Raw genomic sequence first — 24,339 nt, forward strand, 5'->3', positions numbered from 1 at the left:
GGACCTGCCCCATGCGCCAACCGGATATCGAGATTTACCTGAAGGATGCCGAGCATCAGGCCGTCGCCGACTGGCTGGGCCAGGCGCTGGGCCCCTGCACGCCCTGGCAGCAGAAGGGCCAGACCTTCAAATGCCGCGCCGGCGACATCCCGGTGACCTGGCTGCCGAAGGCGGTCGGCAAGTGGCACAGCCTCTACCTGGAGAGCGACGCCACGCCCTGGGCGGACGACCTGGCCTGCGCCCAGGCGGCCTTCGCCGCGCTGCAGGTCGAGGTACGCTGCGCCCCCGGTGGCTGGCAGGAGGAGGAAAGCGACGAACAGGCCGACCGCTGGCTGCGCATCAGCGCCGAGGGCGTCGAGGAGATCACCTGGCGCACCGGCTGAGCCGCGGGGCCAGGCCGCAGAAACGAAAAAGCCCGTCGATGACGGGCTTTTTCATAGCGGGTACGGTTCAGAGCGCGGAAACGTCTTCCGCCTGCAGGCCCTTCTGGCCCTGGGTCACCGCGAACTCGACCCTCTGGCCTTCGACCAGGGAGCGGTGGCCTTCGCCGCGGATGGCGCGGTAGTGCACGAACACGTCGGCGCCGCTCTCGCGCTGGATGAAGCCATAACCCTTGGAATCATTGAACCACTTGACGGTTCCTGTCTCACGATCAGCCATTACCACTGTCTCCAACTCGCAGTTTTTATTGTCCCGTAAAGGCGCTTCGAGGGCGCGCCGCGAACGATGCCCCAGGCCGAGCCGCAGCGAGCCGATCCAGGCCTGCGGCGGCAATGGCACGGGACGTCCTGACGACGACCGCTCCCGGAGTATAAAGCAAGCCCGGGAGCTGAAAAGCACTTTTTTGGCAGGGCTGCAGGCCATACGGGACAAGGCTTGCAGCGTTATTCCGGGGCAAGGCGCGGGGCCCGTTCGGAGCCGCCGTCACGCCTGCCGGCGGCGCCGCCAGAGCCACAGCGCCAGCACGCCGAGGGTCAGCAGCAACGGCACCAGGGCGATGTTGACGAACTTCAGGGCCCGCCCCAGCGCCTCGATATCGGCGTTGAGCTGATAGCGCACCTCGCGCAGCTCCTTACGGATCTTCAGCTTCTCCGCCAGGAACTGCTGCACCGTGGCCTGCTGCTCCGGGGTCAGCTCCAGGGCCTGGCTCGGGTCGTCGCTGCGCTGCAGCGCGGCGAGCTTCTGCTCGGTGTCGGCCAGGCGCGCCTGCAGGGCCTGTTCCTTCTCGCGGAAGCGCACCTCGGCCTCGCGCTGCAGGCTCTCGACCACCTCGAACGGGCGACTGAAGCGACCGCGCGAACGCACGCTGATCAGCGCCTCGGAACCGGCCAGGTTGTCCAGGGCGTTGATCGCGAAGCCGGCGTTGTCGGCCCAGGGCTGGGGAATGCGCTGGCCGAAGAAATCCTGCACCTGCACCCACATGCGGTCGGTCAGCAGGTCGGTGTCGGCCACCACTATGACGTTGATGTTGTCCGCCTGCTTGAGACCGTCCTTGCGCCCCTCGATGCCGTCGGGATAGGCCGACTGCACCGGACCGCTGATGCGCGCGGCGAGGGCGTAGCGCTCGCCGGTCGGCTGCAGTTCGCGGATCAGCTCCTCCGGGTCCTGCAGCAGGGCGAAGCGCTTGACGTCGAAGGGCATGGCATAGGGCGAGCTCTGGATCAACGGCACGAAGGTGGTCCTGGCGTCCTCCAGCGGCTCGAGCAGGCCGGCGGTGGCCACGGTCAGGTTCTCCAGCGCCGCGGTGGCGATGTCCTCGCCATCCAGGGCGTTCTTCGGCAGGCTCAGCCAGCCGGCATGGCGCACCGGCCGCTGGCCCTGGCCCATGCTCACCGACATGGCGTAGGCGCCGTCGCCGAGCACCTGGCCCGGCCGCAGGCGCAGCCCCCAGGCCTGCAACAGCGGCGCCAGGTCCGAAGACTTGTCGATCACCATCTCGCCGGGCATCTCGGCCTGGGTGTCGGCCTCGCTGAACGGGTCGACGAAGGCCAGCAGCTTGCCGCCGCGCAGGACGAACTGGTCGATGGCGTAGAGGGTCTGCTCGGGCAGCTGCTTGGGGTGGACCAGCAGCAGCACCGAGACCTGCTCGGGGATCTGGTCGATATCGCCCTTCAGGCTCTCGATCCAGAACAGCTGGCGGATCTCCTCCATGACCATCCATGGCGGCGTCGGCTGCCGCGCCAGCATGTCGAAGCCGCCGTTGATCTGCAGCCCCGAGAGCACGCCGACCACCGGCCGTTCCGGCTCGGCCAGGCTCTGCACCAGGCGGCTGAGCTCGTACTCGAGGAACTCCTCCTGGTCCAGGGCGAAGAACGGGATGACCTGGGTGTCGCCGCGGGCGTTCTTGCCGGCCAGGCCGAAGTAGATCGAGTCGCCGCCCTGCTGCAGGGGAATGCCTTGCAGGCCGAACTCGGCGGCCTTGTCCTCGTCCTCGGAGAAGGGCTCGGGGTCGATCAGGCGCAGCCTGAGCTTGTCGCCGGCCACGCGCTGGTAGGCCTTGAGCATCTCCTCCACGCGCCTGGCGTAGGTGCGCAGCGCCGGCAGGTCCTTGGCCAGGCCGTCGGAATAGAAGAAGCTCAGTTCGATCGGCTCCTCCAGGCCCCCGAGTATCTGCTCGGTGCCGGCGGACAGGGTGTAGAGCCGCTGCTCGGTCAGGTCCAGGCGGGCGCCGCTCAGGCTCAGGCCGGCGACCAGGTTGAAGGCGAGAAACGCCAGGGCGATGAGCACCAGCCCGGCGCTGGAATACATCAGCTTTTTCATCGGCACGGGCCCTCAGTCGGCTTTCTTCAGGTCGATGACCACCGCGGTCGCGGCCAGCCAGGCGGCGATCAGGGTGAGGAAGTACAGCAGGTCGCGCAGGTCGATCACACCCTTGCTGATGGCCTCGAAACGGGTCAGGAAGCTCAGCGAGGCCACCGCATCCACCAGCCACTGCGGCGCCCAGCCGCTGAAGGCATCGAGCACCATGGGAAAGCCGCTGACGATGAACAGGAAGCACAGGCCCACGGCGAGGATGAAGGCGATCACCTGGTTCTTCGCCAGCGCCGACATGCACGAGCCGATCGCCAGGTAGGCCCCGGCCAGCAGCCAGCTGCCGAGGTAGCCGGTGAGGATGGCGCCGTTGTCCGGCTGGCCCAGGTAGTTGACCGTGACGATCATCGGGAAGGTCAGCAGCAGCGCCAGGCCGGTGAACGCCCAGGCGGCGAGGAACTTGCCGCCGACCGCCTCGAAGCGGCTGATCGGCAGGGTCATCAGCAGCTCGATGGAGCCGGACTTGCGCTCCTCGGCCCACAGGCGCATGGCGATGGCCGGCACCAGGAACAGGTACAGCCAGGGGTGGAAGTTGAAGAACGGCGCGAGGCTGGCCTGGCCGCTCTCGAAGAAGCCGCCCAGGTAGAAGGTGAACACCCCGGACAGCACCAGGAAGATCACGATGAAGACATAGGCCAGCGGCGTGGCGAAATAGCTCGCCAGCTCGCGCTTGCAGATCACCGGTAACTGCGTCATACCACCTCCCCACGGGTCAGGCTGCGGAACACCTCGTCCAGGCGCCCGCGCTCGACGTTCAACTCCTTGACCTTCCAGCCACGCTCGGCGATCAGCCCGTTGACCTGGGGGAAGATCACCTCGCCCGGCCTGGCCAGCACGCTCAGGCCATGCTCGCGGGCGTTCTCCTCCACCCCGGCGACGCCCGGCAAGGCGGCCAGGGCGGCCTGGTCCAGCGGCTCCTCGGCGACCAGGGTCACCGCCTGGTGGTAGCGCGAGCGGCTCTCCAGCTCCAGCGGCGTGCCGTCGGCCAGCAGCCGGCCCTGGGCGATCACCAGCGCGCGGGTGCACACCGCCGTGACCTCCTCGAGGATGTGGGTGGAGATGATGACGATCTTGTCCCGGGCCAGGCCCTGGATCAGCTTGCGCACCTGGTGCTTCTGGTTCGGGTCGAGGCCGTCGGTGGGCTCGTCGAGGATCAGCACCCGCGGATCGTGGAGGATCGCCTGGGCCAGGCCGACGCGGCGCTTGAAGCCCTTGGACAGGGTCTCGATGGACTGCCCCAGGACCTTGTCCAGCTCCACCTGGGCCACCGCCCGGGCCACGCGCTCACGCTTCTGCGTGCCGCGAAAGCCGCGGATCTCGGCGATGAATTCGAGGAAGCCGCGCACCGTCATGTCGCCGTAGCAGGGCGCGCCCTCCGGCAGGTAGCCGATCTGCCGCTGGGCCTGGCGGGTGTCCTTCTGGATGTCGAACCCGAGGATGCTGGCGCTGCCGGAGGTCGGCGCGAGGAAGCCGGTGAGCATCTTCATGGTGGTGGACTTGCCGGCGCCGTTGGGGCCGAGGAAGCCCAACACCTCGCCCGGCTCGACGCGGAAGGACAGGTCGTCCACCGCGCAGTGCTGTGCAAAACGCTTGGTCAGGTTGTTTATCTCGATCATGGCCTCTCACCATTGCGGTAAAGCCTGGCGCGCCGCTCGTGGGCACGAGCCAGGCCTGCAAAAATGCCGCCGCACTATAAGAAGACAGATGCCGGGATTGCAACCGGACAGCGGCCTCGGAAATTTACCGGAGGTTACCGCCGCCAACAGTGGCGTTTAACGATCCAACGGGCTCGACACCGCCAACCCACCGCGATTGAGCACATGGGTGTAGCTCATGGTGGTCTTCACATCCGAGTGCCCCAGCAACTCCTGCACGGTGCGGATGTCCTGGCCGCTTTCCAGCAGGTGCGTGGCAAAGCAATGGCGCAGGGTATGCGGCGAGACCTGCTTGACGATGCCGGCTTCCCCGGCCGCGCGCTTGAAACGCCGCTGAACGCGCTTCTCATCCAGATGATGGCGCCGCACCGCCCCGCTGCGAGGATCGACCGACAACCCGGATGCCGGGAACACATACTGCCACCCCCACTCCACCGGCGCTCGTGGATACTTGCGCGTCAGCGCCAAAGGTAGCCAGACATCACCACGCCCCTGTTCCAGCTCGGCCCTATAGGTAGCAGGCCGTTGAAAAACGTAGGCGAGGCAGGCAAGACAAGGCAAAAACGGCCGAAAAAGCGGAGTTTACGTGCTGTAAATGAGCATTTTTAGGCCGCTTTTAACGCAGTATTGCCAACGCAGGTAGTTTTTCAACGGTCTGATAGCTCGCACCACGGCCAGGTGCCGAAGCAGGGGCTCCAGCAAACGCTGCGGCAGCATGGTGACGCGATCCTTCATGCCCTTGCCATCGCGTATGAGGATTTCGCGGCGCGAGAAGTCCACGTTCTTGACCCGCAAGCGCAGCACTTCCATCAGACGCATGCCTGTGCCGTATAGCAGGCTGCAAACCAGCCAGAGTTCGCCGTCGAGCGCCGCCAGGATTCGACGCACCTCCTCGATCGACAAGACCACGGGCAACCGCTGCGGCTTCTTCGCCCTTACGACATCGGCCAGCCAGGGCAAGTCGAGCGCCAGCACCTCCTTATAAAGAAACAGCAAAGCGGCCAAGGCTTGATTCTGCGTGGATGCCGAAACATTACGCTTAACCGCCAGCTCGCTAAGAAAGGCCTCCACCTCGGCAGCGCCCATATCCCGGGGATGACGATACTGGTGAAAGCGAATAAACCGCTTTACCCACTCGCAATAGACGCACTCGGTACGGATGGAGTAGTGTTTGAGCCGAATTCGCTCACGCATCTGCTCGAGCAGACGAGGCTTGCCGTCCATGGTGTATAACCTCCCCAATCGGTCATCCTGACCGGGAAAACACCAGCCTAGACAGGGAACAGAGATATGACAAGGAAGGTTATCCACCAGTCCCGTTCGGAAAGTTATGCACCAGTAGGTGTCTATTTATAGTTATACACCTTTGCCATCCAGCACCGGCGCTGCCCATGAAAGTCATTTATAAAATCACGTACCCAAATGGCAAAATTTACGTCGACAAAGACCTGACCGGAACGCTAAATTATTTTGGCAGCGCCAACAGCAAACTAATTGAACGTGACTTTACCGCTGAACAAATGCGTGACTTTACAGTTCGCAAGCAAATCCTCTGGGAATCAGAAACGGCAACCGAAAAGGAAGTAAATCTGAAAGAGGTGGAGCTTATTAAAGAGCTAGAGGCAAACAACCCAAGCATCGGTTATAACCAATGGCCAAAATTCAAGGCCACCGTGCAGGCAGGCGTATAACATGTGGTTCAAGCCGTTCGCTTCGCTCACTCGGGACCGGCTAAAGCCGGCCCCTTAACCAAACGTTGAGGCTGTAGAAAAGCCTACTGCCCCCCAATCCGCTGGCTGATGATCTCCAGCTCATTCAATCGCAGGGAGGTGCGGGGCGATGCCGCGGTTCAAGGCCGTTCACAAGGGACTGAAACTGCTCCCAATCGACTTCGACAAGCAGCTGCTGCCTGGCACCTTCGAGCACGCCCTGTGCTACCTGGTCGATCACGAACTGGATCTGTCCGACTTCCACGGCCGTTACCGCAACAGCGTCGAAGGCGCCCCGGCCTATGATCCAGCGGTGCTGCTGAAGATCGTCCTGCTGGCCTACAGCCGCGGCATCATCAGCAGTCGCCAGATGGAAGCGGCGTGCCGCGAGCATGTGCTATTCATGGCGGTGTCCGGCGACAGCCAGCCGCACTTCACCACCCTCGCCCAGTTCGTTTCCCGCATGGGCGAGCTGGCCGCCAAGCTGTTCGCCCAGGTGCTCGCGGTCTGCGACCGCCAGGGTCTGATCGGCCGCGAGATGTTCGCCATCGACGGGGTCAAACTGCCGAGCAACGCCAGCAAGGCCAGGAGCGGCACCCGCGCAGACTTCCTGCGCCAGGCCGAGAAGATGGAAAGGGCCGCTGCGGCCATGATCGAACGGCAGCGCCAGTGCGATAAGCAGCCCGAGGCCGAAGAGGCGCGAGCGGCCCGTAAGCTAGAACGGCTGCAGGCCGATGCACGCCAGTTGCGCGCCTGGCTCCAGGACAACCCCGAGGATCGTAAGGGCGCCAAGGGCCGGGTCAACCTGTCCAACCGCACCGATAACGAGTCGGCCAAGATGGCCACCGGCAAGGGCGTGATCCAGGGTTATACCGGGGTCGCCACCGTGGATGAGAAGGCGCAGATCATCGTCGATGCCCAGGCCCATGGCACCGGCTCGGAGCAGGCGCTGCTCGAACCTGTCATCGAAGCGACAGCCCCACTGCGCAACGCCGGCACCTGCTATACCGCCGACGCCGGTTACCACAGCCGCAAGGCGCTGGAGAAACTGGAGGCCGATGGCATCGCCGCCTTCATTCCCGACAACGGCTACCGCAAGCGAGACGAGCGTTATGCCGGGCAGGAACGCCACACCGAGAAGCCTGACCCGCTGTGGGACAAAAGCGCCAAGCCTGTCAGCAGCCGCTGCTACACCCCGACCGACTTCCACTTCGATCCGCAGCATAAGACCTGCATCTGCCCGGCCGGCAAAACGCTGTACGGCAACGGCAATCACTGCCTGATCAAGGGCCAGCCGGCGATCAAGTTCAAGGGCGCGCTGCGCGACTGCCTGAGCTGCCTGCAACGCCAGCAGTGCCTGCGCACGCCGGAGAAAACTGCTGCGCGGCAAGTAGCTTTCTTCCTGCCGAAGGCCGAGCCGGACAATGCCCTGATCCGCATGCGTCGGCGCATCGACAGCGACGCCGGCCGCAGGATGATCACCCGGCGCTTCGCCACCGTGGAGCCGGTGTTCGGCAACCTGCGCCACAACAAGCGCCTGGACCGCTTCAGCCTGCGCGGCCGGGAACAGGTGGATGGCCAGTGGAAGCTCTACTGCATCACCCACAACATCGAAAAACTGGCGAATCGCGGAGCCTGGGCATGAATGGCTCACCCCGCAGAGCAGCCTTGAGACCCTCCAGTGCCCCGACGCAGGTCACAGGACGGCCCAAACAACCTCAACAGCCCAAAAAACACCGCACCTCGATACCTACCCGACTTCTTCAGAAAAGTGCGGTGAGGACCGAGGAGCGAGGTGTTTTTGGGGTTTTTCTACAGTTCCGTTAGAGGGAAACATGCGAGCAGTACGCTGGCTACAGACACTCTTTGCCATACTCTCGATTCCTTGCTTGCTGGGCTGGATAATTATCACCCTAGCTGCCGTAACACATCTACCCGAAACTATCGAAACCTTAGCGGCCTCCGAGTCCGTCTTTAAACTCCTTAAAGGTCTAGCAACCACTTTGTTAGCCTCAATCGTTATCGCTCTTGGTTGGTGGGGCTGGCACTCTCTATGGTGGGCGTATCTTTTTTACCCACCTTTAGCCCGCAGATATCCCAAATGGGTTACATTGGGCAATATTGCTGGAGCCAGCATCGTCTTAATTCATCTCGCATTTCTCTTAACTTACTCACGACCAATCAGCTTAAAATTAATTGAACTGCCCGAGGCGACATCTCATTTTTCTCCTTTATTTCTTCTATTTGGTGGAGCCCCACTTCTCCTACTATCCACTAACTTATTAGCAGCTCACCATCAAAGAAAATCACTATGTGCGCACAGCCTCTAACATGTGATTCAAATCGTTCGCCTCGCTCACTGGGACGGGCTAAAGCCCCCTTAACCAAACATCAGGAGATACAAGTGTTTACACTAGGTATCGTTGGCTGGCTATCCATGATGGCAGTTCCGCTTTTTCTATTCTATTTACTACTAGCTTTAATATTATCGATATCAGTATTTATTATAAACAGATCAGCCAACTCCATCCGACTCAACGTTACTTCTTTTCCTCTAGTCGGATATACAAGCCTTGCATGGCTAACCAGCGTTGGCTTACTCCTTCTGGCATCCATCCTAAATTATAAATTTACGCACTATTCGGGAGATACAATTCTTAAACTCTACCCTATAACACAGCAGACTGCAGGAGCTTTCATTTTTTATCTGCTATGCAAATCATGCCTTGTTAAAAAGACGGGAAAGCCAGAACTAAGCAGTTCAAAGCGACACCTATTATCTGCAGGAATCGCGGCGATTCCAACTGCCACTATTGTTTTGGGAGGTAGCATATGGCACCTACTTCGACAATCTCCTAACTAGTGGTATATGGACACTCCCCACAAGCAGTGAGCAATCGCTTTTCAAGCCTGTCGTCAGTGCGGTTGCATTCGTATATCCGGCCTGTTGTGGGCAGTCATGCCCCGGCCACTCTGTAGTTCGCGCAGCGGGGACCAAGCGTTCAAACGATCGCGAAGATCAGCATTGTTATCGGCCTTGCTCCGCTGCAGGACTCGCCTGTTCCGACAGTGCTTTGCTCTCAGCACAACCACAGGTAAACCTTGATTCCCGCCTTGTCCCCCCGCCGTCAGGCGGGCCTGGCCTGGGCCAAGACGTTTTGCCCGCCGCCCGCCCTTGCGGCACACTAGCGCCCTTCCCGAGCAAGTGCTCGTTTTAACCCAGCCAGCAGACCCCGTATGACCCGCTCCCCGTTCCACCGCTTCGTGTTCGGCACCCTGCGCCGCCTGCTGTACCTCTGGGTACGCTCGGAAACCATCAACCAGTCCGCCTTCGGCCTCAGGCTCGACCGCAGCAAGCCGGTGTTCTTCGTCCTGCAGCAGCCGTCGCTGAGCGACCTGGCGGTGGTCGATACGGAGTGCCGCAAGGCCGGGCTGCCGCGCCCGGTGCTGCCGGTCCGGGTCGGTGATCTGCAGGAGCCGGCGGCCTTCTTCTACCTGACTCCGGAGCCGGACTGGCTCGGCCGCCAGGACAAGCGCGGCAGCTCGCCGACCCTGGCCCGCCTGGTCGCGGCGCTGAGCCAGCAGGCCGTCGACGATGCCCAGATCGTCCCGGTCAGCGTGTTCTGGGGGCAGTCGCCGGACCGCGAGACCAGTGCCTGGAAGCTGCTGTTCGCCGACAGCTGGGCGGTCACCGGGCGCCTGCGCCGGCTGGTCAGCATCCTCATGCTCGGGCGCAAGACCCGGGTGCAGTTCTCCGCCCCCATCCAGCTGCGCGCGCTGGTGGAGCAGGACAAGGGCCACGAGCGCACCCTGCGCATGGTCCAGCGCATGCTGCGGGTGCACTTCCGCCAGCAGAAGGCCGCGGTGATCGGCCCGGACCTTTCGCACCGGCGCAACCTGGTCAAGGGCCTGGTGCACGGCCCGCTGGTACGCCAGGCCATCGCCGAACAGGCCGAGCGCGAGCACATCGCGCCGGACAAGGCCGAGGCCCAGGCCCTGCGCTACGGCAACGAGATCGCCTCGGACTACGCCTACACCGCCATCCGCTTCCTCGAGCTGGTGCTCAGCTGGTTCTGGAACAAGATCTACGACGGCATCCGGGTCAACCACATCGAAGGGGTGCAGGACGTCGCCCAGGGCCACGAGGTGATCTACGTGCCCTGCCACCGCAGCCACATCGACTACCTGCTGCTGTCCTACCTGCTGTTTCGCCACGGCCTGACGCCGCCGCACATCGCCGCCGGCATCAACCTCAACATGCCGATGATCGGCGGCCTGCTGCGCCGCGGCGGGGCCTTCTTCATGCGCCGCAGCTTCAAGGGCAACCCGCTCTATACCGCGGTGTTCAACGAATACCTCTACACCCTGTTCAGCAAGGGCTTCCCGGTCGAGTACTTCGTCGAGGGCGGGCGCTCGCGCACCGGGCGCATGCTCCAGCCGAAGACCGGCATGCTGGCCATCACCCTGCGCAGCTTCCTGCGCAGCCACCGCCTGCCGGTGGTCTTCGTGCCGGTATACATCGGCTACGAGCGGGTGCTGGAGGGCCGCACCTACCTGGGCGAGCTGCGCGGGGCGAGCAAGAAGAAGGAGTCGATCTTCGACATCTTCAAGGTCATCGGTGCGCTCAAGCAGCGCTTCGGCCAGGTCTGGGTGAACTTCGGCGAGCCGCTCAAGCTGGCCGAGTTCCTCGACCAGCAGCAGCCGGACTGGCGTACCCAGGACTATGCCGGGCAGTTCCGCCCGGCCTGGCTGAACCAGGCCACCCAGCGCCTCGGCGCGCGGGTGGCGCAGCGCCTCAACGAGGCGGCGGCGGTCAACCCGGTCAATCTGGTGGCCCTGGCGCTGCTCTCCACCAGCAAGCTGGCCCTGGACGAACCCGCCCTGGCGCGGGTGCTCGACCTCTACCTGGCACTGCTGCGCGCCGTGCCCTACTCGCCACACTGCACCCTGCCGGAGGGCGACGGCCAGGCGCTGATCGACTATGTGCAGGGCATGGCGCTGGTCGCCGAACAGCGCGACGCCCTGGGCAAGATCCTCTACCTGGACGAGCACAACGCGGTGCTGATGACCTACTACCGCAACAACGTGCTGCACATCTTCGCCCTGCCGGCGCTGCTGGCGAGCTTCTTCCAGAGCAGCGCGCGGATCAGCCGCGAGCAGATCCTGAGCTTCACCCGGGCGCTCTACCCCTACCTGCAGGCCGAGCTGTTCATCCGCTGGGAAGCGGAAGAACTGGAGACCGTGGTCGATCAGTGGCTGGCCGCCTTCGTCGAGCAGGGCCTGCTCAGGCTAGAAGGCGACGTCTATGTGCGGCCGGCGCCGAGTTCACGCCAGTTCGTCCTGCTGACCCTGCTGTCGCGGGCCATCGCCCAGACCCTGCAGCGCTTCTACATGGCCATCGCCCTGCTGCTCAACGCCGGGCAGAACCTGATCGGCGCCGAGGAACTGGAAGACCTGTGCACGGTGATGGCCCAGCGCCTGTCGATCCTGCATGGCCTCAATGCCCCGGAGTTCTTCGACAAGAGCCTGTTCCGCCACTTCATCCAGACCCTGCAGGACCAGGGCGTGCTGCTGCAGGACGCGGCCGGCAAGCTCGGCCACCATCCGAAGCTCGGCGAGCTGGTCGAAGGCGCCGCCAAGCGCGTGCTGCCGGCCGAGCTGCGCCTGTCGATCCGCCAGGTGGCGCAGGAACGCGGCGAGCAGCCGGAACGCCCTTGACTCGCCGCACGGCGCGGCGGGCCGGCGTGCCGGTTTGCGCCGGCACGCCGCTCCGCTAAGCTCGACCCATGACCTCCGCATAAGGAACGCCCCATGTTGCGCCTCTCCACACTGGTCGCCGGCCTGGCCCTGTCCGCCAGCGCCTTCGCCCTGTCGCTCGCCGACCTGACCCAGCAGGATGCCAGCGGCGGCCTCAAGGATGCGCTGATCCAGGGTGCCCAGCTGGCGGTCAAGCAACTGGGTGCCCCCGGCGGCTTCAGCGACGACCCGGCGGTACGCATCGAGCTGCCGGGCAACCTCGGCAAGGCGGCCAAGACCATGAAGCTGATGGGCATGGGCAGCCAGGTCGAGGCCCTGGAGCTGAGCATGAACCGCGCCGCCGAGGCCGCCGTGCCCGAGGCCCAGGCGCTGCTGGTGGACGCGGTGCAGAAGATGACCGTGGAGGACGCCAAGGGCATCCTCGGCGGCCCCCAGGACTCCGCCACCCAGTACCTGGACCGCAGCAGCCGCGAGCAGATTCGCGCGCGCTTCCTGCCGATCGTCAAGCAGGCCACCGACCGGGTCGGCCTCGCCCAGCAGTACAACGCCTTCGCCGGCCAGGCGGCGAACTTCGGCATGCTCGAGGCGAAGAACGCCAGCATCGAAGGCTATGTCGCCGAACAGGCGCTGGACGGCCTGTTCGCCATGATCGCCCGGCAGGAAGCCAGCATCCGCCAGAACCCGGCGGGGGCGGCCACCAGCCTGGCGAAGAAGGTCTTCGGCGCGCTGTAGCGGCGACCGACGCGCAGTGAAAAGCCCGGCCTTCGCCGGGCTTTTCACTGCGCCCATGGCTGACCTCATATCACCCATGAGCTGAACAGGCATCCTTTGCCAGGGACCGCCTCGCTGCGTTTAATAGGGTCCACAGAGGGCCGCTCCGCCGCCCCGAACTCCCGGCCCCGCACGGGCCATCCTCGAGGAATTCCGCCATGCCGCTCGGCAAATCGCTCGCCACCTGGTGCCAGGACTATCCGCTGATCGCCCAGCTGATCGCGCTGCAACCCCTCAGCTGGTTCAACCCGGCGATTGCGCCGGCCGCCGAGGCCCTGGGCGATGTCGGCCTGAGCCGGGCCGACGTGCATGATGCCAGCGCACGCCTGGCCCGCTTCGCCCCCTATATCGCCCGGGCCTTCCCCGAGACCGCGGCCAGTGGCGGCATCATCGAGTCGCCGCTCCGCCCCCTGGCGCAGATGCAGGCGGCGCTGGCCGAGCGCCACGGCCTGGAGCTCGCCGGGGCGCTGTGGCTCAAGCAGGACAGCCACCTGCCGATCTCCGGCTCGATCAAGGCCCGCGGCGGCATCTACGAGGTGCTCAAGCACGCCGAGACGCTGGCCCTGGGCGCCGGCCTGCTGGGCCTCGAGGACGACTACGCGACGCTCGACGGCGAGGCGGCGCGGGCCTTCTTCGGCCGCCACAGGATCGCCGTCGGTTCCACCGGCAACCTCGGCCTGTCGATCGGCATCATCGGCGCGCGCCTGGGCTTCCAGACCACGGTGCACATGTCGGCCGATGCCCGCCAGTGGAAGAAGGACAAGCTGCGCGCCCATGGCGTCACGGTGGTCGAATACGCCAGCGACTATGGCGTCGCGGTGGCCGAGGGACGCCGCCAGGCCGACGCCGACCCGCTCTGCCACTTCGTCGACGACGAGAACTCCCCCGACCTGTTCCTCGGCTATGCGGTGGCCGCCGAGCGCCTCAAAGAGCAGCTGCACGCCGCCGGCATCCGCGTCGACGCCGAACACCCGCTGTTCGTCTACCTGCCCTGCGGCGTCGGCGGCGGTCCCGGCGGGGTGGCCTTCGGCCTCAAGCTGGCGTTCGGCGACACGGTGCACTGCCTGTTCGCCGAGCCGACCCACTCGCCCTGCATGCTGCTCGGGGTGCATACCGGCCAGCACGAGCGGCTGGCGGTGCAGGACTTCGGCATCGACAACCGCACCGCCGCCGACGGCCTGGCGGTCGGCCGCCCGTCCGGTTTCGTCGGCCGCGCCCTGCAGCGGCTGATCGACGGCTACTACACGGTCGACGACGACGAGCTGTTCCGCCTCCTGGCGCTGCTGGAAGAGCGCGAGGGCCTGCGCCTGGAGCCCTCGGCCCTGGCCGGGATGCCGGGCATGCTCCGGGTGCTGGACGAGCGCCAGGGCTATCGCGCGCGCCTGGGCCTGACAGCCGCGCGGCTGGCCCGGGCCTGCCACCTGGTGTGGGCCACCGGCGGCAGCATGGTGCCCGAGGCGGAGATGGCCGCCTACCTGAACCAGGGCCGGGGGCTGCTGCAGGCCGAGCGCGCCTGAGCCCGCCTGCCCGCCGTCACGAGGATGCCGCCATGCCGAACCTGCCACCGCGCCTCGGCGCCGGGCTCAACAGCAGCCAGTTCGCCAACCTCTACACCTTCCAGGCCGCCGCGCGGCACCTGAGCTTCGCCCGCGCCGCCGCGGAGCTGTGCCTGACCCCGAGCGCCGTCAGCCACCGCATCGCCCGCCTGGAACGGGGCCTGGGCTTGCGCCTGTTCCAGCGCCTGCCGCGGCAGATCCGCCTGAGCGAGGATGGCGAACGCATCTTCGCCATCCTCCAGGCGGCCCTCGGCGAACTGCGCGAGGCCTTGCAGCAGGCCCCGGGCGCGCAGGTCGCCGGGCCGCTGACGGTGTACGTGCGGCCCTCCCTCGCCGAGTGCTGGCTGGTGCCGCGCCTGGCCGAGTTCACCAGCCGCCACCCGCAGATCGCCCTGGATATCCGGGTGGGCAATGCCCGCATCGATTTCCGCAGCCAGCACATCGACCTGGCCCTGTGCTACAGCCAGGGCGAGTACCCCGGCCTGGTCGCCCGGCGGCTGATGGACGAGCGCCTCGCCCCGGTGTGCAGCCCCGCCTACGCCCGCCAGCACGGCCTGCTGGACGACCCCGGCAACCTGCGCCACTGCACCCTGCTGCACGACGCCCAGGCCTGGGACGACGCCGCCTTCGACGCCGAGTGGCGACTGTGGGCGGCGCAGCAGACGCCGGCGCTCGAGCTGCCGCGGCGCAGCCTCAGCTTCGACCGCTCCGACCTCTGCGCCCTGGCCGCCAGCCACCACGCCGGCATTGCCATGGGCCGCTACCAGCTGGTGCGCGAGCGCATCGCCCGCGGCGAACTGCTGCTGCCGCTCGGCGGCTTCAGCCCGCCCGGGCGCTGCGCCTACTACCTGGTACACCCGGCGCGCGAGCCGCTGCCCATGCGCCTGCAGCTGTTCATCGACTGGCTGCAGCAGTGCGCGGCGCCAGGCCCCGGGCCGGAGTGCATGCCGACGTGACCCGGCAGCCGAGCGCCCAATAGGAAAGCCAGCGCCATGAACAAGCCAGACGCTGGCGTCTGGCGTGGCGACAACCGCGCCGCCCATTCAGCCCGGCTGCGGCTCGTCCTCCCGGACCCGGAACCAGGCCGCGTACAGCGCCGGCAGGAACAGCAGGGTCAGGGCCGTGGCGACGATCAGGCCGCCCATGATGGCCACCGCCATGGGGCCGAAGAAGATGCTGCGCGACAAGGGGATCATCGCCAGCACCGCCGCCAGGGCGGTCAGCACGATGGGCCGGAAGCGCCGCACCGTGGCCTCGATGATCGCCTGCCAGCGATCCAGGCCGGCGGCGATGTCCTGCTCGATCTGATCGACCAGGATCACCGAGTTGCGCATGATCATCCCGGACAGGGCGATGGTGCCGAGCATGGCGACGAAGCCGAACGGCTGGCGGAAGATCAGCAGGAACAAGGTCACGCCGATCAACCCCAGCGGCGCGGTGAGGAACACCATGGCCGAGCGCGAGAAGCTCTTGAGCTGCAGCATCAGCAGGGTCAGCACCACCACGACGAACAGCGGCACCCCGGCGTTCACCGACTTCTGCCCGCGGGCCGAGTCCTCCACCGTGCCGCCGACGTCCAGCAGGTAGCCGTCCGGCAAGGTGGCGCGGATCGGCTCCAGGGTCGGCAGGATCTGCTTGACCAGGCTGACCGGCTGCTCCTTGCCGTAGATGTCGGCGCGCACGGTGACGGTCGGCAGGCGGTTGCGGTGCCAGATCACCCCCTCCTCGAAGCCGTACTCGAGCAGGGCGACCTGCGCCAGCGGCACCCGCCGGCCGCTGTCGGTGGGCACCGCCAGGCTCGGCAGCAGGCCCAGCTGCTGACGCTCGCCCGGAGTGCCGCGCAGGAGGATCTCGATCAGCTCGTTGCCCTCGCGGTAGTGGCTCACCGGCGCACCGGTCAGCGAGCTCTGCAGGAAGCGCGACAGGTCGGCGGTGCTCACCCCCAGGGCGCGGGCGCGCTCCTGGTCGATGTTCAGGCGCACCACCTTGCTCGGCTCCTCCCAGTCCAGGTGCACGTTGACCACGTGGGGGTTGTCGCGCACCTTGTCCGCCACCTGGCGGGCCAGGGCGCGGACCTCGTCGATGTGCTCGCCGGACACGCGGAACTGCACCGGGTAGCCCACCGGCGGACCGTTCTCCAGGCGCGAGATGCGCGTGCGCAGGGTCGGGAACTCCTGGTTCAGGGTGTCGATCAGCCAGCTGCGGATCTGCTCGCGGTCCTCGATGCTTTTCGCCAGGACCACGAACTGGGCGAAGCTGGCAGCCGGCAGCTGCTGGTCCAGGGGCAGGTAGAAGCGCGGCGAGCCGGTGCCGACGTAGGCCACGTAGTTGTCGATGCCCTCGCGCTCGGCGAGCAGCTGCTCGAAACGCTTGACCTGGGCCTCGGTGGCGCTCAGCGAGGCGCCCTCGCCCAGCTTGAAGTCGACCATCAGTTCCAGGCGCCCGGAAGCCGGGAAGAACTGCTGCGGCACGAAGCGGAACAGCGCGATGGCGGCGACGAACAGGGCCAGGGTCAGCAGGATCACCGTCTTGCGCCGGCGCACGCACCAGCCCACCAGCCGCCGCACGCGCTGGTAGAAGGGCGTGGCGTAGGGATCGTGGCCCTGCTCGCTGCCGCCGTGCCTGGCCGCATGCAGCTTGGCCAGGTCCGGCAGCAGCTTGGCGCCCAGGTAGGGCACGAAGACCACCGCGGCGATCCACGACACCACCAGGGCGATGGTCACCACCTGGAAGATCGAGCGGGTGTACTCGCCGGTGCCGGACTGGGCGGTGGCGATCGGCAGGAAGCCGGCGGCGGTGATCAGGGTGCCGGTGAGCATGGGAAAGGCGGTGCTGCTCCAGGCGTAGCTTGCCGCCTTGAGGCGGTCGTAGCCCTGCTCCATCTTGATCGCCATCATCTCCACCGCGATGATCGCGTCGTCCACCAGCAGGCCCAGGGCCAGCACCAGGGCGCCGAGGGAGATCTTGTGCAGGCCGATGTCCAGGTAGTACATGGCGGCGAAGGTCATCGCCAGCACCAGGGGGATCGACAGCGCCACCACCAGGCCGGTGCGCAGGCCCAGGGAGAAGAAGCTCACCAGCAGCACGATGATCAGCGCCTCGGTGAGCACCTGGACGAACTCGCCCACGCCGGTCTTCACCGCGGCCGGCTGGTCGGACACCTTGCGCAGCTGCATGCCCGCCGGCAGGGTCTCCTGCAGGCGGGCGAACTCGCCCTCCAGGGCCTCGCCCAGCACCAGGATGTCGCCGCCGCTCTTCATCGACACCGCCAGGCCGATGGCGTCCTCGGCCATGAAGCGCATGCGCGGCGCCGGCGGATCGTTGAAGCCGCGCTTGACCTCGGCCACGTCGCCGATGCGGAAGGTGCGCTCGGCCACCCGAATGGGGAAGTCGCGGATCTGCTCGACCGACTCGAAGCGCCCACTCACCCGCAGCTGCACGCGGTCGCTGGCGGTCTCGAAGAAGCCCGCGGTGCTCACCGCGTTCTGCTCGTCCAGCGCCTGCTGCACCACCCCCAGGGGCAGGCCGAGGGTGGCCAGCTTGGTGTTGGACAGCTCGATCCAGATCTTCTCGTCCTGCAGGCCGAGCAGCTCCACCTTGCCGACGTCCTTGACCCGCTGCAGCTGCAGCTGGATGCGGTCGGCGTAGTCCTTGAGCACGGCGTAGTCGAAGCCCTCGCCGGTCAGCGCGTAGATGTTGCCGAAGGTGGTGCCGAACTCGTCGTTGAAGAAGGGCCCCTGGACGCCCTGGGGCAGGGTGTGGCGGATGTCGCCGACCTTCTTGCGCACCTGGTACCAGAGCTCGGGGATGTCCGCCGAATGCATGGAATCGCGGGCGACGAAGGTGACCTGGGACACGCCGGGCCGCGAGAAGGAGACGATCTTGTCGTACTCGCCGGTCTCCATCAGCTTCTTCTCGATGCGCTCGGTGACCTGACGCGACACCTCCTCGGCCGTCGCCCCCGGCCAGTTGGTGCTGACCACCATGGCCTTGAAGGTGAACGGCGGGTCCTCGCTCTGCCCCAGCTTGGTGTAGGACAGGGCGCCGACCACGGCCAGCAGCAGCATGATGTAGAGGACGATCTGGCGGTTGTGCAGCGCCCAGGCGGAGAGGTTGAAACCCATGGGGACTACTCCTTGGCCGCCAGCTTGACCGCACGGTTGTCGCGGTCGACCGGGCGCACCTGCTGGCCCTCGCGCAGCACCTGGACGCCGGCGGCCACCACCCAGTCGCCGGCCTGCAGGCCCTCGAGCACCGGCACGCTGCCCTCGCCATAGGCACCGATGCGCACCGGCGTGCGCTTGAGAGTCGCGTCGTTCGGGTCGACCACCCAGACGTAGGGCCGTCCCTGCTCGGCGCTCAGCGCCGACAGCGGCACCGCCAGCGCCACCTCGCCGTCATGGGCGATGAACACCCGGGCGCTCTGCCCCAGCTCGGCCGGCACCTGGCCCTGGGTGAAGGCCACCCGGGCGGCGAAGGTGCGCGACTGCGGGTCGGCCGCCGGGGCCATCTCGCGGATGCGTCCGGGGAAGCGCTGGCCCGGCTGCGACCACAGCTCGACCTGCACCGCCTGGCCGACCCTGAAGCGCTCGAAGGCCTGCTCCGGCAGGCTGATCAGCACCTCGCGCTCGCCGTCGGCGGCCAGGGTGAAGACGCCCTGCCCGGCCGCCACCACCTGGCCGACCTCGGCCATGCGCCGGGCGATCACGCCGTCCTGGGAGGCGCGCAGCACCGCGTAGCCGGCCTGGTTGCGAGCCACGTCGAACTCGGCCTTGACCTGCTTGAGGCGGGCCTCGCCCGAGCGGAACAGGTTCTCGGCATTGTCGTACTGCGAGCGGCTGACCAGCTGGCGGGCCAGCAGCTTCTGGTAGCGGTCGCGCTCGGCGCGCACCAAGCGCAGGTTGGCCTCGGCCGCGGCGACCTGGGCACGCATGGCTTCCAGCTGCAGGCGCACGTCCTGGGGGTCCAGCTCGGCCAGCGGCTGGTCCTTCTTGACCTGGTCGCCGACCTCGACCAGGCGCTTGCTCACCTTGCCGCCGATGCGGAACGCCAGCTCCGGCTCCAGGCGCGCGCGCACCTCGCCGGGGTAACTGTCCGTCAGCTCGGCGGCCGGCTGGGGCTGGACCACCAGGGCCGGACGAATGGTCGACGCCACCGGCTCGCCATTGCCACAGGCGGCGAGCAGGGCGATTAAACTGGCGGGCACTGTAACGGACAGGACATGACGCAACATGATCGAAGACCTTTCGCCAAGGTTTGGAATATTTGTACTGCCGGGTATAGTAAAAATAGCAAACTCGCCAGTCCAGTATTAAAAGCCACCAATGCCTAAGCAAATGTTGCCGCCCAGCGGCCCCGGCCGCCCGAAAGACCTCACCAAGCGCCAGGCCATCCTCGATGCGGCGAAGAACCTGTTCCTCAGCAAGGGCTACGACGGCAGCAGCATGGACGCCATCGCCGCCGAAGCCGGGGTGTCGAAGCTGACGGTGTACAGCCACTTCACCGACAAGGAGACGCTGTTTTCCGCGGCGATCAAGGCCAAGTGCCAGGAACAGCTGCCCGAACTGCTGTTCGAGCTCGGGGACGACGCGCCGCTCGACAGCGTGCTGCTGAACATCGCCCGCGGCTTCCATCGCCTGATCAACAGCCGCGAATCGATCGAGCTGCACCGGGTGATGGTCAGCCTGGGCGCCCAGGACCCCAAGCTGTCGCGGATCTTCTACGAGGCCGGGCCGCAGCGCGTGCTGCAGGAGATGGAGCACCTGCTGCGTCAGGCCGACCGCGCCGGCAAGCTGCGCATCGACGAGCCGCTGGAGGCGGCCGACCAGTTCTTCTGCCTGGTCAAGGGCGGCGCCAACTTCCGCCTGCTGATCGGCTGCGGCGAACCGCAGCAGGGGGCGGACGCCGAAGCGCACATCGCCAAGGTGGTGGCGATGTTCATGCGGGCCTACCGGCCCGACTGATCAGGCCTTGCCCAGGGACTTCTTCGGGTAGATGTCGTAGCGGCTGGACTTGCCCTCCAGGACATAGCCGGGCTTGGCGCCGGCGACGGCCGGTGCCTTGCGCGGGCGCTTGACCACCACCCGGTGGCTGGCCAGCTCCAGGGCTGCGGCGAGCAGGGCCGGGGCATCCAGGTCGTCGCCGACGAAGGGCCGGAACAGGCGCATCTCCTTCTTCACCAGGGCGCTCTTGTCCCGGTGGGGAAACATCGGGTCGAGGTAGATCACCTGGGGCGGTTCTTCCGGCCAGGCCGCCAGCAGCTCGATGGCGTTGCCGGCCAGCAGGCGCATGCGCGCGACGATCGGCGCCACCTCGGCATCGGCGGCGGCCCGCGCCAGGCCGTCTTCCAGCAGGGCGGCGATCAGCGGCTGGCGCTCGATCAGGGTCACCGCGCAGCCCAGGCTGGCCAGGACGAAGGCGTCGCGGCCCAGGCCGGCGGTGGCATCCAGCACCCGCGGGCGCACGCCCGGCTGCATGCCCACGGCCTTGGCGATCATCTGCCCGCTGCCGCCGCCGAACTGGCGGCGATGGGCCTGCGCGCCCTCGACGAAATCCACCCGCACCGGCCCCGGGGCCTGGGGCCCCAGCTCGACCAGCTGCAGCCCCGCCTCGCCCAGCTGCAGGGCGAACTCGGCCTCGCCGGCCAGCGGCAGGCCGAGGCGCGCGGCCCAGGCCGCGGCGGCCTCGTCCAGGTGGGTGGCCAGGGCCTCCATGCGAATGCGGGCGGTGGGCTGTTCGTCACTCATGGCAATCACGCTCGATACCGTTCAACTCGGCCGCGCGGCGGCCGATAACCAATTGGGCCCGGCATTCTGCCAGACCCGCCCCCGTCCAGCCGCAGCGAGTTCGCCATGCTCACCGGCCTTGCGCCCCTGCATCCTTCGCTGCCCGCCGGCGGCAGCCCCGTCCAGCCCCAGCAGTGCGGCGCAGGTGCGCGGCTATGTGGACTTCCAGCTGCTGCTCAGCCGCCTGCTGCCCGGACCGCTGGCGCTGGCGGCGCGGGCCGGCGCCGACGACGCGCAGCCGCAGGGCGCCGAGGGCGTCGAGCCGGACCCGGAACATGGGCGCTTCCTCGCCCGCCTGCAGCTGGAGCTGGGCGAACGCCTCCAGGCCGACCCGCGGCGCGTCGATCCCCTGCACCTGGCCCTACTGGCCGACGCCTGCGAGGCCTGCGGCCGGGTCGCGGCGCCCCCGTCACTGCCGGAGCTGCCGCCAGCAGGCGGCCGCTGAGTCGCTTCAGCGACCGGGCTGCTTGGCCGCGCGGAACTTGCCCGGAGCGATATCGAAGAACTCGCGAAAACAGCGGCGGAAGTGGGAGATGCTGACGAAGCCGCTGGCCACGGCGATCTCGGCCATGGACTTGTTGGTCTGCTGCAGCAGTTGGCGCGCGCGGGTCAGGCGCAGTTCCAGGTAGTAGCGCGACGGGGTGGCGTTGACGTGGCGGCAGAACAGGCGCTCCAGGTGGCGCCGGGAGATGCCCACGCACTCGGCGATCTCATCCACCACCAGGGGTTCGTCGATGTTGGCGTGCATCAGTTCCAGGGCCAGCTTCAGGGCCTGGGGCAGGGTCGGGTCGTAGTCCACCGCCACCACCGACACGTCCATCACCTCGCGCATCTTGTCGCAGCTGAGCACCTCCTCCACCGCGCTGACCAGCTGCGCGCCGCCGCTGCGCTGCACCACCTCGAGCATCATGCCCAGGGAGCTGTTGGCGCCGGCGCAGCTGATCCGCTCGCGGTCGACCACATGGGCATGGCTGGAGAGCTTAACCTGGGGGAACAGCTCGGCCATCATCGCCCGCCCGTCCGGGTGGAAGGCGCACTCGTAGCCGTTGAGCAGGCCGGCCTCGGCGATGAAGTAGGCGCCGTTCCACAGCCCGCCGAGCACGGCGCCGGCGGCCTCGGCCGAGCGCAGCTTGGCGCGCAGCAGCGGCTCGCCCTGCAGGCGCACGCGAAAACCGCCGCAGACCACCAGGATATCCAGGCGCTTCTCCTCCAGCTCGGCGAGCTGGCAGCCTGCGGAGATGGCGATGCCCAGGTCGCTGACCACCAGCTCGCTGGCGCCGACCACCAGCACCTCGAACAGCGGCGTCGAGCACATCAGGTTGGCGGTGACCAGGGCGTCCACCGCGCCGGTGAAGGCCATCATCGAGAAGTGTTCCTGCAGCACGAAGGCCACCCGACGGGGCGGCAGCGAAGGCTCCGCGCTGACCATCTTGTCGAGGTGGGCCAAATTCTTGTTCTTCAATACGCTCTCGAAGGACGATCTCATCTCACAACCCGGTCAGACGCTAAGCCATGTGGTTATTCTAGTTATGCGGGCCCGCGTCCCAGTGCTGCCGGGGCGCGGAGGCCGTCAGCATACCCTGCTCCCTCGGCCATTCCGCGAAAAAAATGTCGATGTAAATGACATGTAACGGGCGCATTACAAGCTGATACAGCACGCGGCAAGGCGGTTCACATCGGCTTGCTAGGTTGAATCCTCCAAGAACTACAAAAAAGATCGCCGGCTTCGCAAGGCGATCGCCCCTGGAGGAAGCACGTGAACCGCAACGACAACAATCGACCGTCTCTCATCCTCGCCCTGATCCCCATCGTCCTGACGCTCGGGGTACTCGGCATCCAGCTCTTCTACTACGGCGACTTCACCCCCCACGTTCCCCTGGCCATCGGCCTGGCCATCACCGCGCTGATCGGCTGGTTCCAGGGCTACCGCTGGAAGGACATCGAAGAAGGCTCGCTGCACGTGGTGTCCATCGGCCTGCAGTCCATCGGCATCCTCATCGTGGTCGGCATGATCATCGGCACCTGGATCGCCAGCGGCACCGTACCGCTGATGATCTATGGCGGCCTCAAACTGCTCTCGCCCGAGCTGTTCCTTGCCGTCGCCATGCTGATGTGCGCGGTGGTGTCCGTGTCGCTCGGCACCTCATGGGGCACGGTGGGCACCGTCGGTCTGGCCTTGATGGGTATTGGCGCAGGTTTCGACGTGCCGATGTACTGGACCGCCGGCGCCGTGGTCTCCGGCGCCTTCTTCGGCGACAAGATCTCGCCACTGTCGGACACCACCAACCTGGCCCCGGCCGTTACGGGGGTCAACCTGTTCGACCACATCCGCAACATGCTGCCCACCACCGTTCCGGCCATGCTCATCGCCCTGGTCATCTACCTGCTGGCGGGCTTCCACCTGATTGGCGGCCAGGACGTCGACGCCAGCAAGATCGACCAGATCACCAACGGCATCGCGCAGAACTTCGAGCTGAGCTGGGTGCTGCTGTTGCCCGCCGTGCTGGTCATCGGCCTGGCATTGAAGAAGATGCCGGCACTGCCCTCGCTGTTCGCCGGCGCAGTCACCGGCGGCATCCTCGCCATGGTCTACCAGGGCGCCAGCCTGCACGAGGTGTTCAGCTTCATGCAGAGCGGCTACAGCATCGACACCGGCATCAAGGCGATCGACAGCCTGCTCAACCGGGGCGGCATCCAGTCCATGGCCTGGGTCATCACCCTGGTGATGATCGCCCTGGCCCTGGGCGGCGCACTGGAGCGCACCCGCTGCCTGGAGGTGATTGTCGAGGCCGTGCTCAAGCGCACCCGCAGCTTCGGCAGCATGCAGGCTTCGGCCATCGGCACCTCGGTCGCCACCAACCTGGTCGCCGGCGACCCCTACCTGTCCATCGCCCTGCCCGGACGCATGTATGCCCCGGCCTATCGCGGCAAGGGCTATTCGACCCTCAACCTGTCCCGCGCGGTCGAGGAAGGCGGCACCCTGATCTCGCCGCTGGTGCCCTGGAACGCCGGTGGCGCCATCGTCATCGCCTCCCTGGGGCTGACCGTCGGCGAAGGCAACTTCGAGAACCTGCTGTACATTCCGCTGGCCTTCGCCTGCTGGTTGTCGCCGTTGATCGGCATCGCCTACGCCTACCTGGGCTGGTTCTCGCCCAAGGCCAGCGCGCAGGAGCGCGCCAGTTGGCAGGAGTTGGGTGAAGCGGTGCAGGTGTTCGAGCCGGCCGAACCGGGTTACCGCGCAGTGGCCGCGGCCGACTGAGCCAATCGGCGGGCCAAGCCCCGCCGCAACCGCCAC

19 protein-coding genes and 1 pseudogene are annotated in these 24,339 nt (G+C 66.6%); 10 read left to right on the top strand and 10 right to left on the bottom strand.

Going from position 1 to position 24,339, the window contains the following annotated elements; translation table 11 throughout:
- The first annotated feature begins 11 nt into the window (after nucleotides 1-11).
- A complete protein-coding gene (locus I0D00_RS16245) occupies nucleotides 12-383 on the top strand; it encodes a hypothetical protein (protein WP_213640866.1) in 372 nt (123 codons plus the stop codon).
- A gap of 67 nt (nucleotides 384-450) precedes the next feature.
- Here I0D00_RS16245 and I0D00_RS16250 read toward each other — a convergent pair whose 3' ends face one another.
- The 6 genes and pseudogenes from I0D00_RS16250 to I0D00_RS16275 form a co-directional block, all read right to left on the bottom strand.
- On the bottom strand, nucleotides 451-660 hold the full coding sequence (locus tag I0D00_RS16250; protein WP_213640867.1) for a cold-shock protein: 210 nt from the start codon (nucleotides 658-660) through the stop codon (nucleotides 451-453).
- 264 nt (nucleotides 661-924) lie between these two features.
- Complete coding sequence (locus tag I0D00_RS16255) at nucleotides 925-2,760, bottom strand: GldG family protein (RefSeq protein WP_213640868.1); 1,836 nt, start codon at nucleotides 2,758-2,760, stop codon at nucleotides 925-927.
- Nucleotides 2,761-2,772: 12 nt separating this feature from the next.
- Nucleotides 2,773-3,507: an ABC transporter permease subunit gene (locus I0D00_RS16260; RefSeq protein ID WP_213640869.1), complete on the bottom strand. Its 735-nt coding sequence runs from the start codon at nucleotides 3,505-3,507 to the stop codon at nucleotides 2,773-2,775.
- Nucleotides 3,504-4,427 carry an ABC transporter ATP-binding protein gene (locus I0D00_RS16265; protein WP_213640870.1) on the bottom strand — a complete coding sequence of 308 codons (924 nt, stop codon included), beginning with the start codon at nucleotides 4,425-4,427 and terminating at the stop codon, nucleotides 3,504-3,506. Before I0D00_RS16265 ends, I0D00_RS16260 begins: the two co-directional genes overlap by 4 nt.
- A gap of 156 nt (nucleotides 4,428-4,583) precedes the next feature.
- Nucleotides 4,584-4,961 (bottom strand): annotated as a pseudogene (locus I0D00_RS16270) (tyrosine-type recombinase/integrase); the annotation flags it as partial.
- Nucleotides 4,962-5,048: 87 nt separating this feature from the next.
- Entirely contained in the window at nucleotides 5,049-5,690 is a 642-nt protein-coding gene (locus tag I0D00_RS16275; protein ID WP_246533299.1) for a phage integrase N-terminal SAM-like domain-containing protein, read from the bottom strand.
- A 167-nt stretch (nucleotides 5,691-5,857) separates the two neighbouring features.
- Here I0D00_RS16275 and I0D00_RS16280 point away from each other — a divergent pair, with 167 nt between their 5' ends.
- From I0D00_RS16280 to dsdC, 6 genes are all read left to right on the top strand, one after another.
- A complete protein-coding gene (locus I0D00_RS16280; RefSeq protein ID WP_213640872.1) occupies nucleotides 5,858-6,157 on the top strand; it encodes a GIY-YIG nuclease family protein in 300 nt (99 codons plus the stop codon).
- 148 nt (nucleotides 6,158-6,305) lie between these two features.
- Nucleotides 6,306-7,820 (top strand): IS1182 family transposase, encoded by a 1,515-nt coding sequence (locus I0D00_RS16285; RefSeq protein WP_213640873.1) that lies wholly within the window; start codon nucleotides 6,306-6,308, stop codon nucleotides 7,818-7,820.
- A 1,592-nt stretch (nucleotides 7,821-9,412) separates the two neighbouring features.
- Complete coding sequence (plsB, locus tag I0D00_RS16290; RefSeq protein WP_213640874.1) at nucleotides 9,413-11,893, top strand: glycerol-3-phosphate 1-O-acyltransferase PlsB; 2,481 nt, start codon at nucleotides 9,413-9,415, stop codon at nucleotides 11,891-11,893.
- A gap of 93 nt (nucleotides 11,894-11,986) precedes the next feature.
- Nucleotides 11,987-12,664, top strand: a complete 678-nt coding sequence (locus tag I0D00_RS16295) for a DUF4197 domain-containing protein (RefSeq protein ID WP_213640875.1) — start codon at nucleotides 11,987-11,989, stop codon at nucleotides 12,662-12,664.
- Between the two features lie 197 nt (nucleotides 12,665-12,861).
- Entirely contained in the window at nucleotides 12,862-14,220 is a 1,359-nt protein-coding gene (gene dsdA / locus I0D00_RS16300) for a D-serine ammonia-lyase (RefSeq protein WP_213640876.1), read from the top strand.
- 32 nt (nucleotides 14,221-14,252) lie between these two features.
- Complete coding sequence (gene dsdC / locus I0D00_RS16305) at nucleotides 14,253-15,215, top strand: DNA-binding transcriptional regulator DsdC (protein WP_213640877.1); 963 nt, start codon at nucleotides 14,253-14,255, stop codon at nucleotides 15,213-15,215.
- An 87-nt stretch (nucleotides 15,216-15,302) separates the two neighbouring features.
- Here the strand turns inward: dsdC and I0D00_RS16310 are convergent, their stop codons facing one another.
- Nucleotides 15,303-18,383: an efflux RND transporter permease subunit gene (locus tag I0D00_RS16310; protein WP_213640878.1), complete on the bottom strand. Its 3,081-nt coding sequence runs from the start codon at nucleotides 18,381-18,383 to the stop codon at nucleotides 15,303-15,305.
- Between the two features lie 5 nt (nucleotides 18,384-18,388).
- Nucleotides 18,389-19,492 carry an efflux RND transporter periplasmic adaptor subunit gene (locus I0D00_RS16315; RefSeq protein ID WP_213640879.1) on the bottom strand — a complete coding sequence of 368 codons (1,104 nt, stop codon included), beginning with the start codon at nucleotides 19,490-19,492 and terminating at the stop codon, nucleotides 18,389-18,391.
- A gap of 91 nt (nucleotides 19,493-19,583) precedes the next feature.
- Between I0D00_RS16315 and I0D00_RS16320 the strand changes: the two genes are divergently transcribed.
- Nucleotides 19,584-20,222 (top strand): TetR/AcrR family transcriptional regulator, encoded by a 639-nt coding sequence (locus I0D00_RS16320; RefSeq protein WP_213640880.1) that lies wholly within the window; start codon nucleotides 19,584-19,586, stop codon nucleotides 20,220-20,222.
- On the opposite strand, the gene I0D00_RS16325 is transcribed toward I0D00_RS16320, so the two are convergent.
- Complete coding sequence (locus I0D00_RS16325; RefSeq protein ID WP_420850832.1) at nucleotides 20,223-20,972, bottom strand: class I SAM-dependent methyltransferase; 750 nt, start codon at nucleotides 20,970-20,972, stop codon at nucleotides 20,223-20,225. It abuts the gene before it with no gap.
- A gap of 217 nt (nucleotides 20,973-21,189) precedes the next feature.
- Between I0D00_RS16325 and I0D00_RS16330 the strand changes: the two genes are divergently transcribed.
- Nucleotides 21,190-21,489, top strand: a complete 300-nt coding sequence (locus I0D00_RS16330; protein WP_213640882.1) for a hypothetical protein — start codon at nucleotides 21,190-21,192, stop codon at nucleotides 21,487-21,489.
- A 6-nt stretch (nucleotides 21,490-21,495) separates the two neighbouring features.
- Here the strand turns inward: I0D00_RS16330 and I0D00_RS16335 are convergent, their stop codons facing one another.
- On the bottom strand, nucleotides 21,496-22,530 hold the full coding sequence (locus I0D00_RS16335) for a GlxA family transcriptional regulator (protein WP_213640883.1): 1,035 nt from the start codon (nucleotides 22,528-22,530) through the stop codon (nucleotides 21,496-21,498).
- A gap of 270 nt (nucleotides 22,531-22,800) precedes the next feature.
- Between I0D00_RS16335 and nhaC the strand changes: the two genes are divergently transcribed.
- The gene (nhaC, locus tag I0D00_RS16340; protein ID WP_213640884.1) at nucleotides 22,801-24,303 is read left to right on the top strand and encodes a Na+/H+ antiporter NhaC; all 1,503 of its coding nucleotides are present in this window, start codon (nucleotides 22,801-22,803) and stop codon (nucleotides 24,301-24,303) included.
- Nucleotides 24,304-24,339: the final 36 nt, after the last annotated feature.

Origin of the sequence: Pseudomonas lalucatii, assembly GCF_018398425.1 — a bacterium.
GTDB classification, from domain to species: Bacteria; Pseudomonadota; Gammaproteobacteria; order Pseudomonadales; family Pseudomonadaceae; genus Aquipseudomonas; species Aquipseudomonas lalucatii.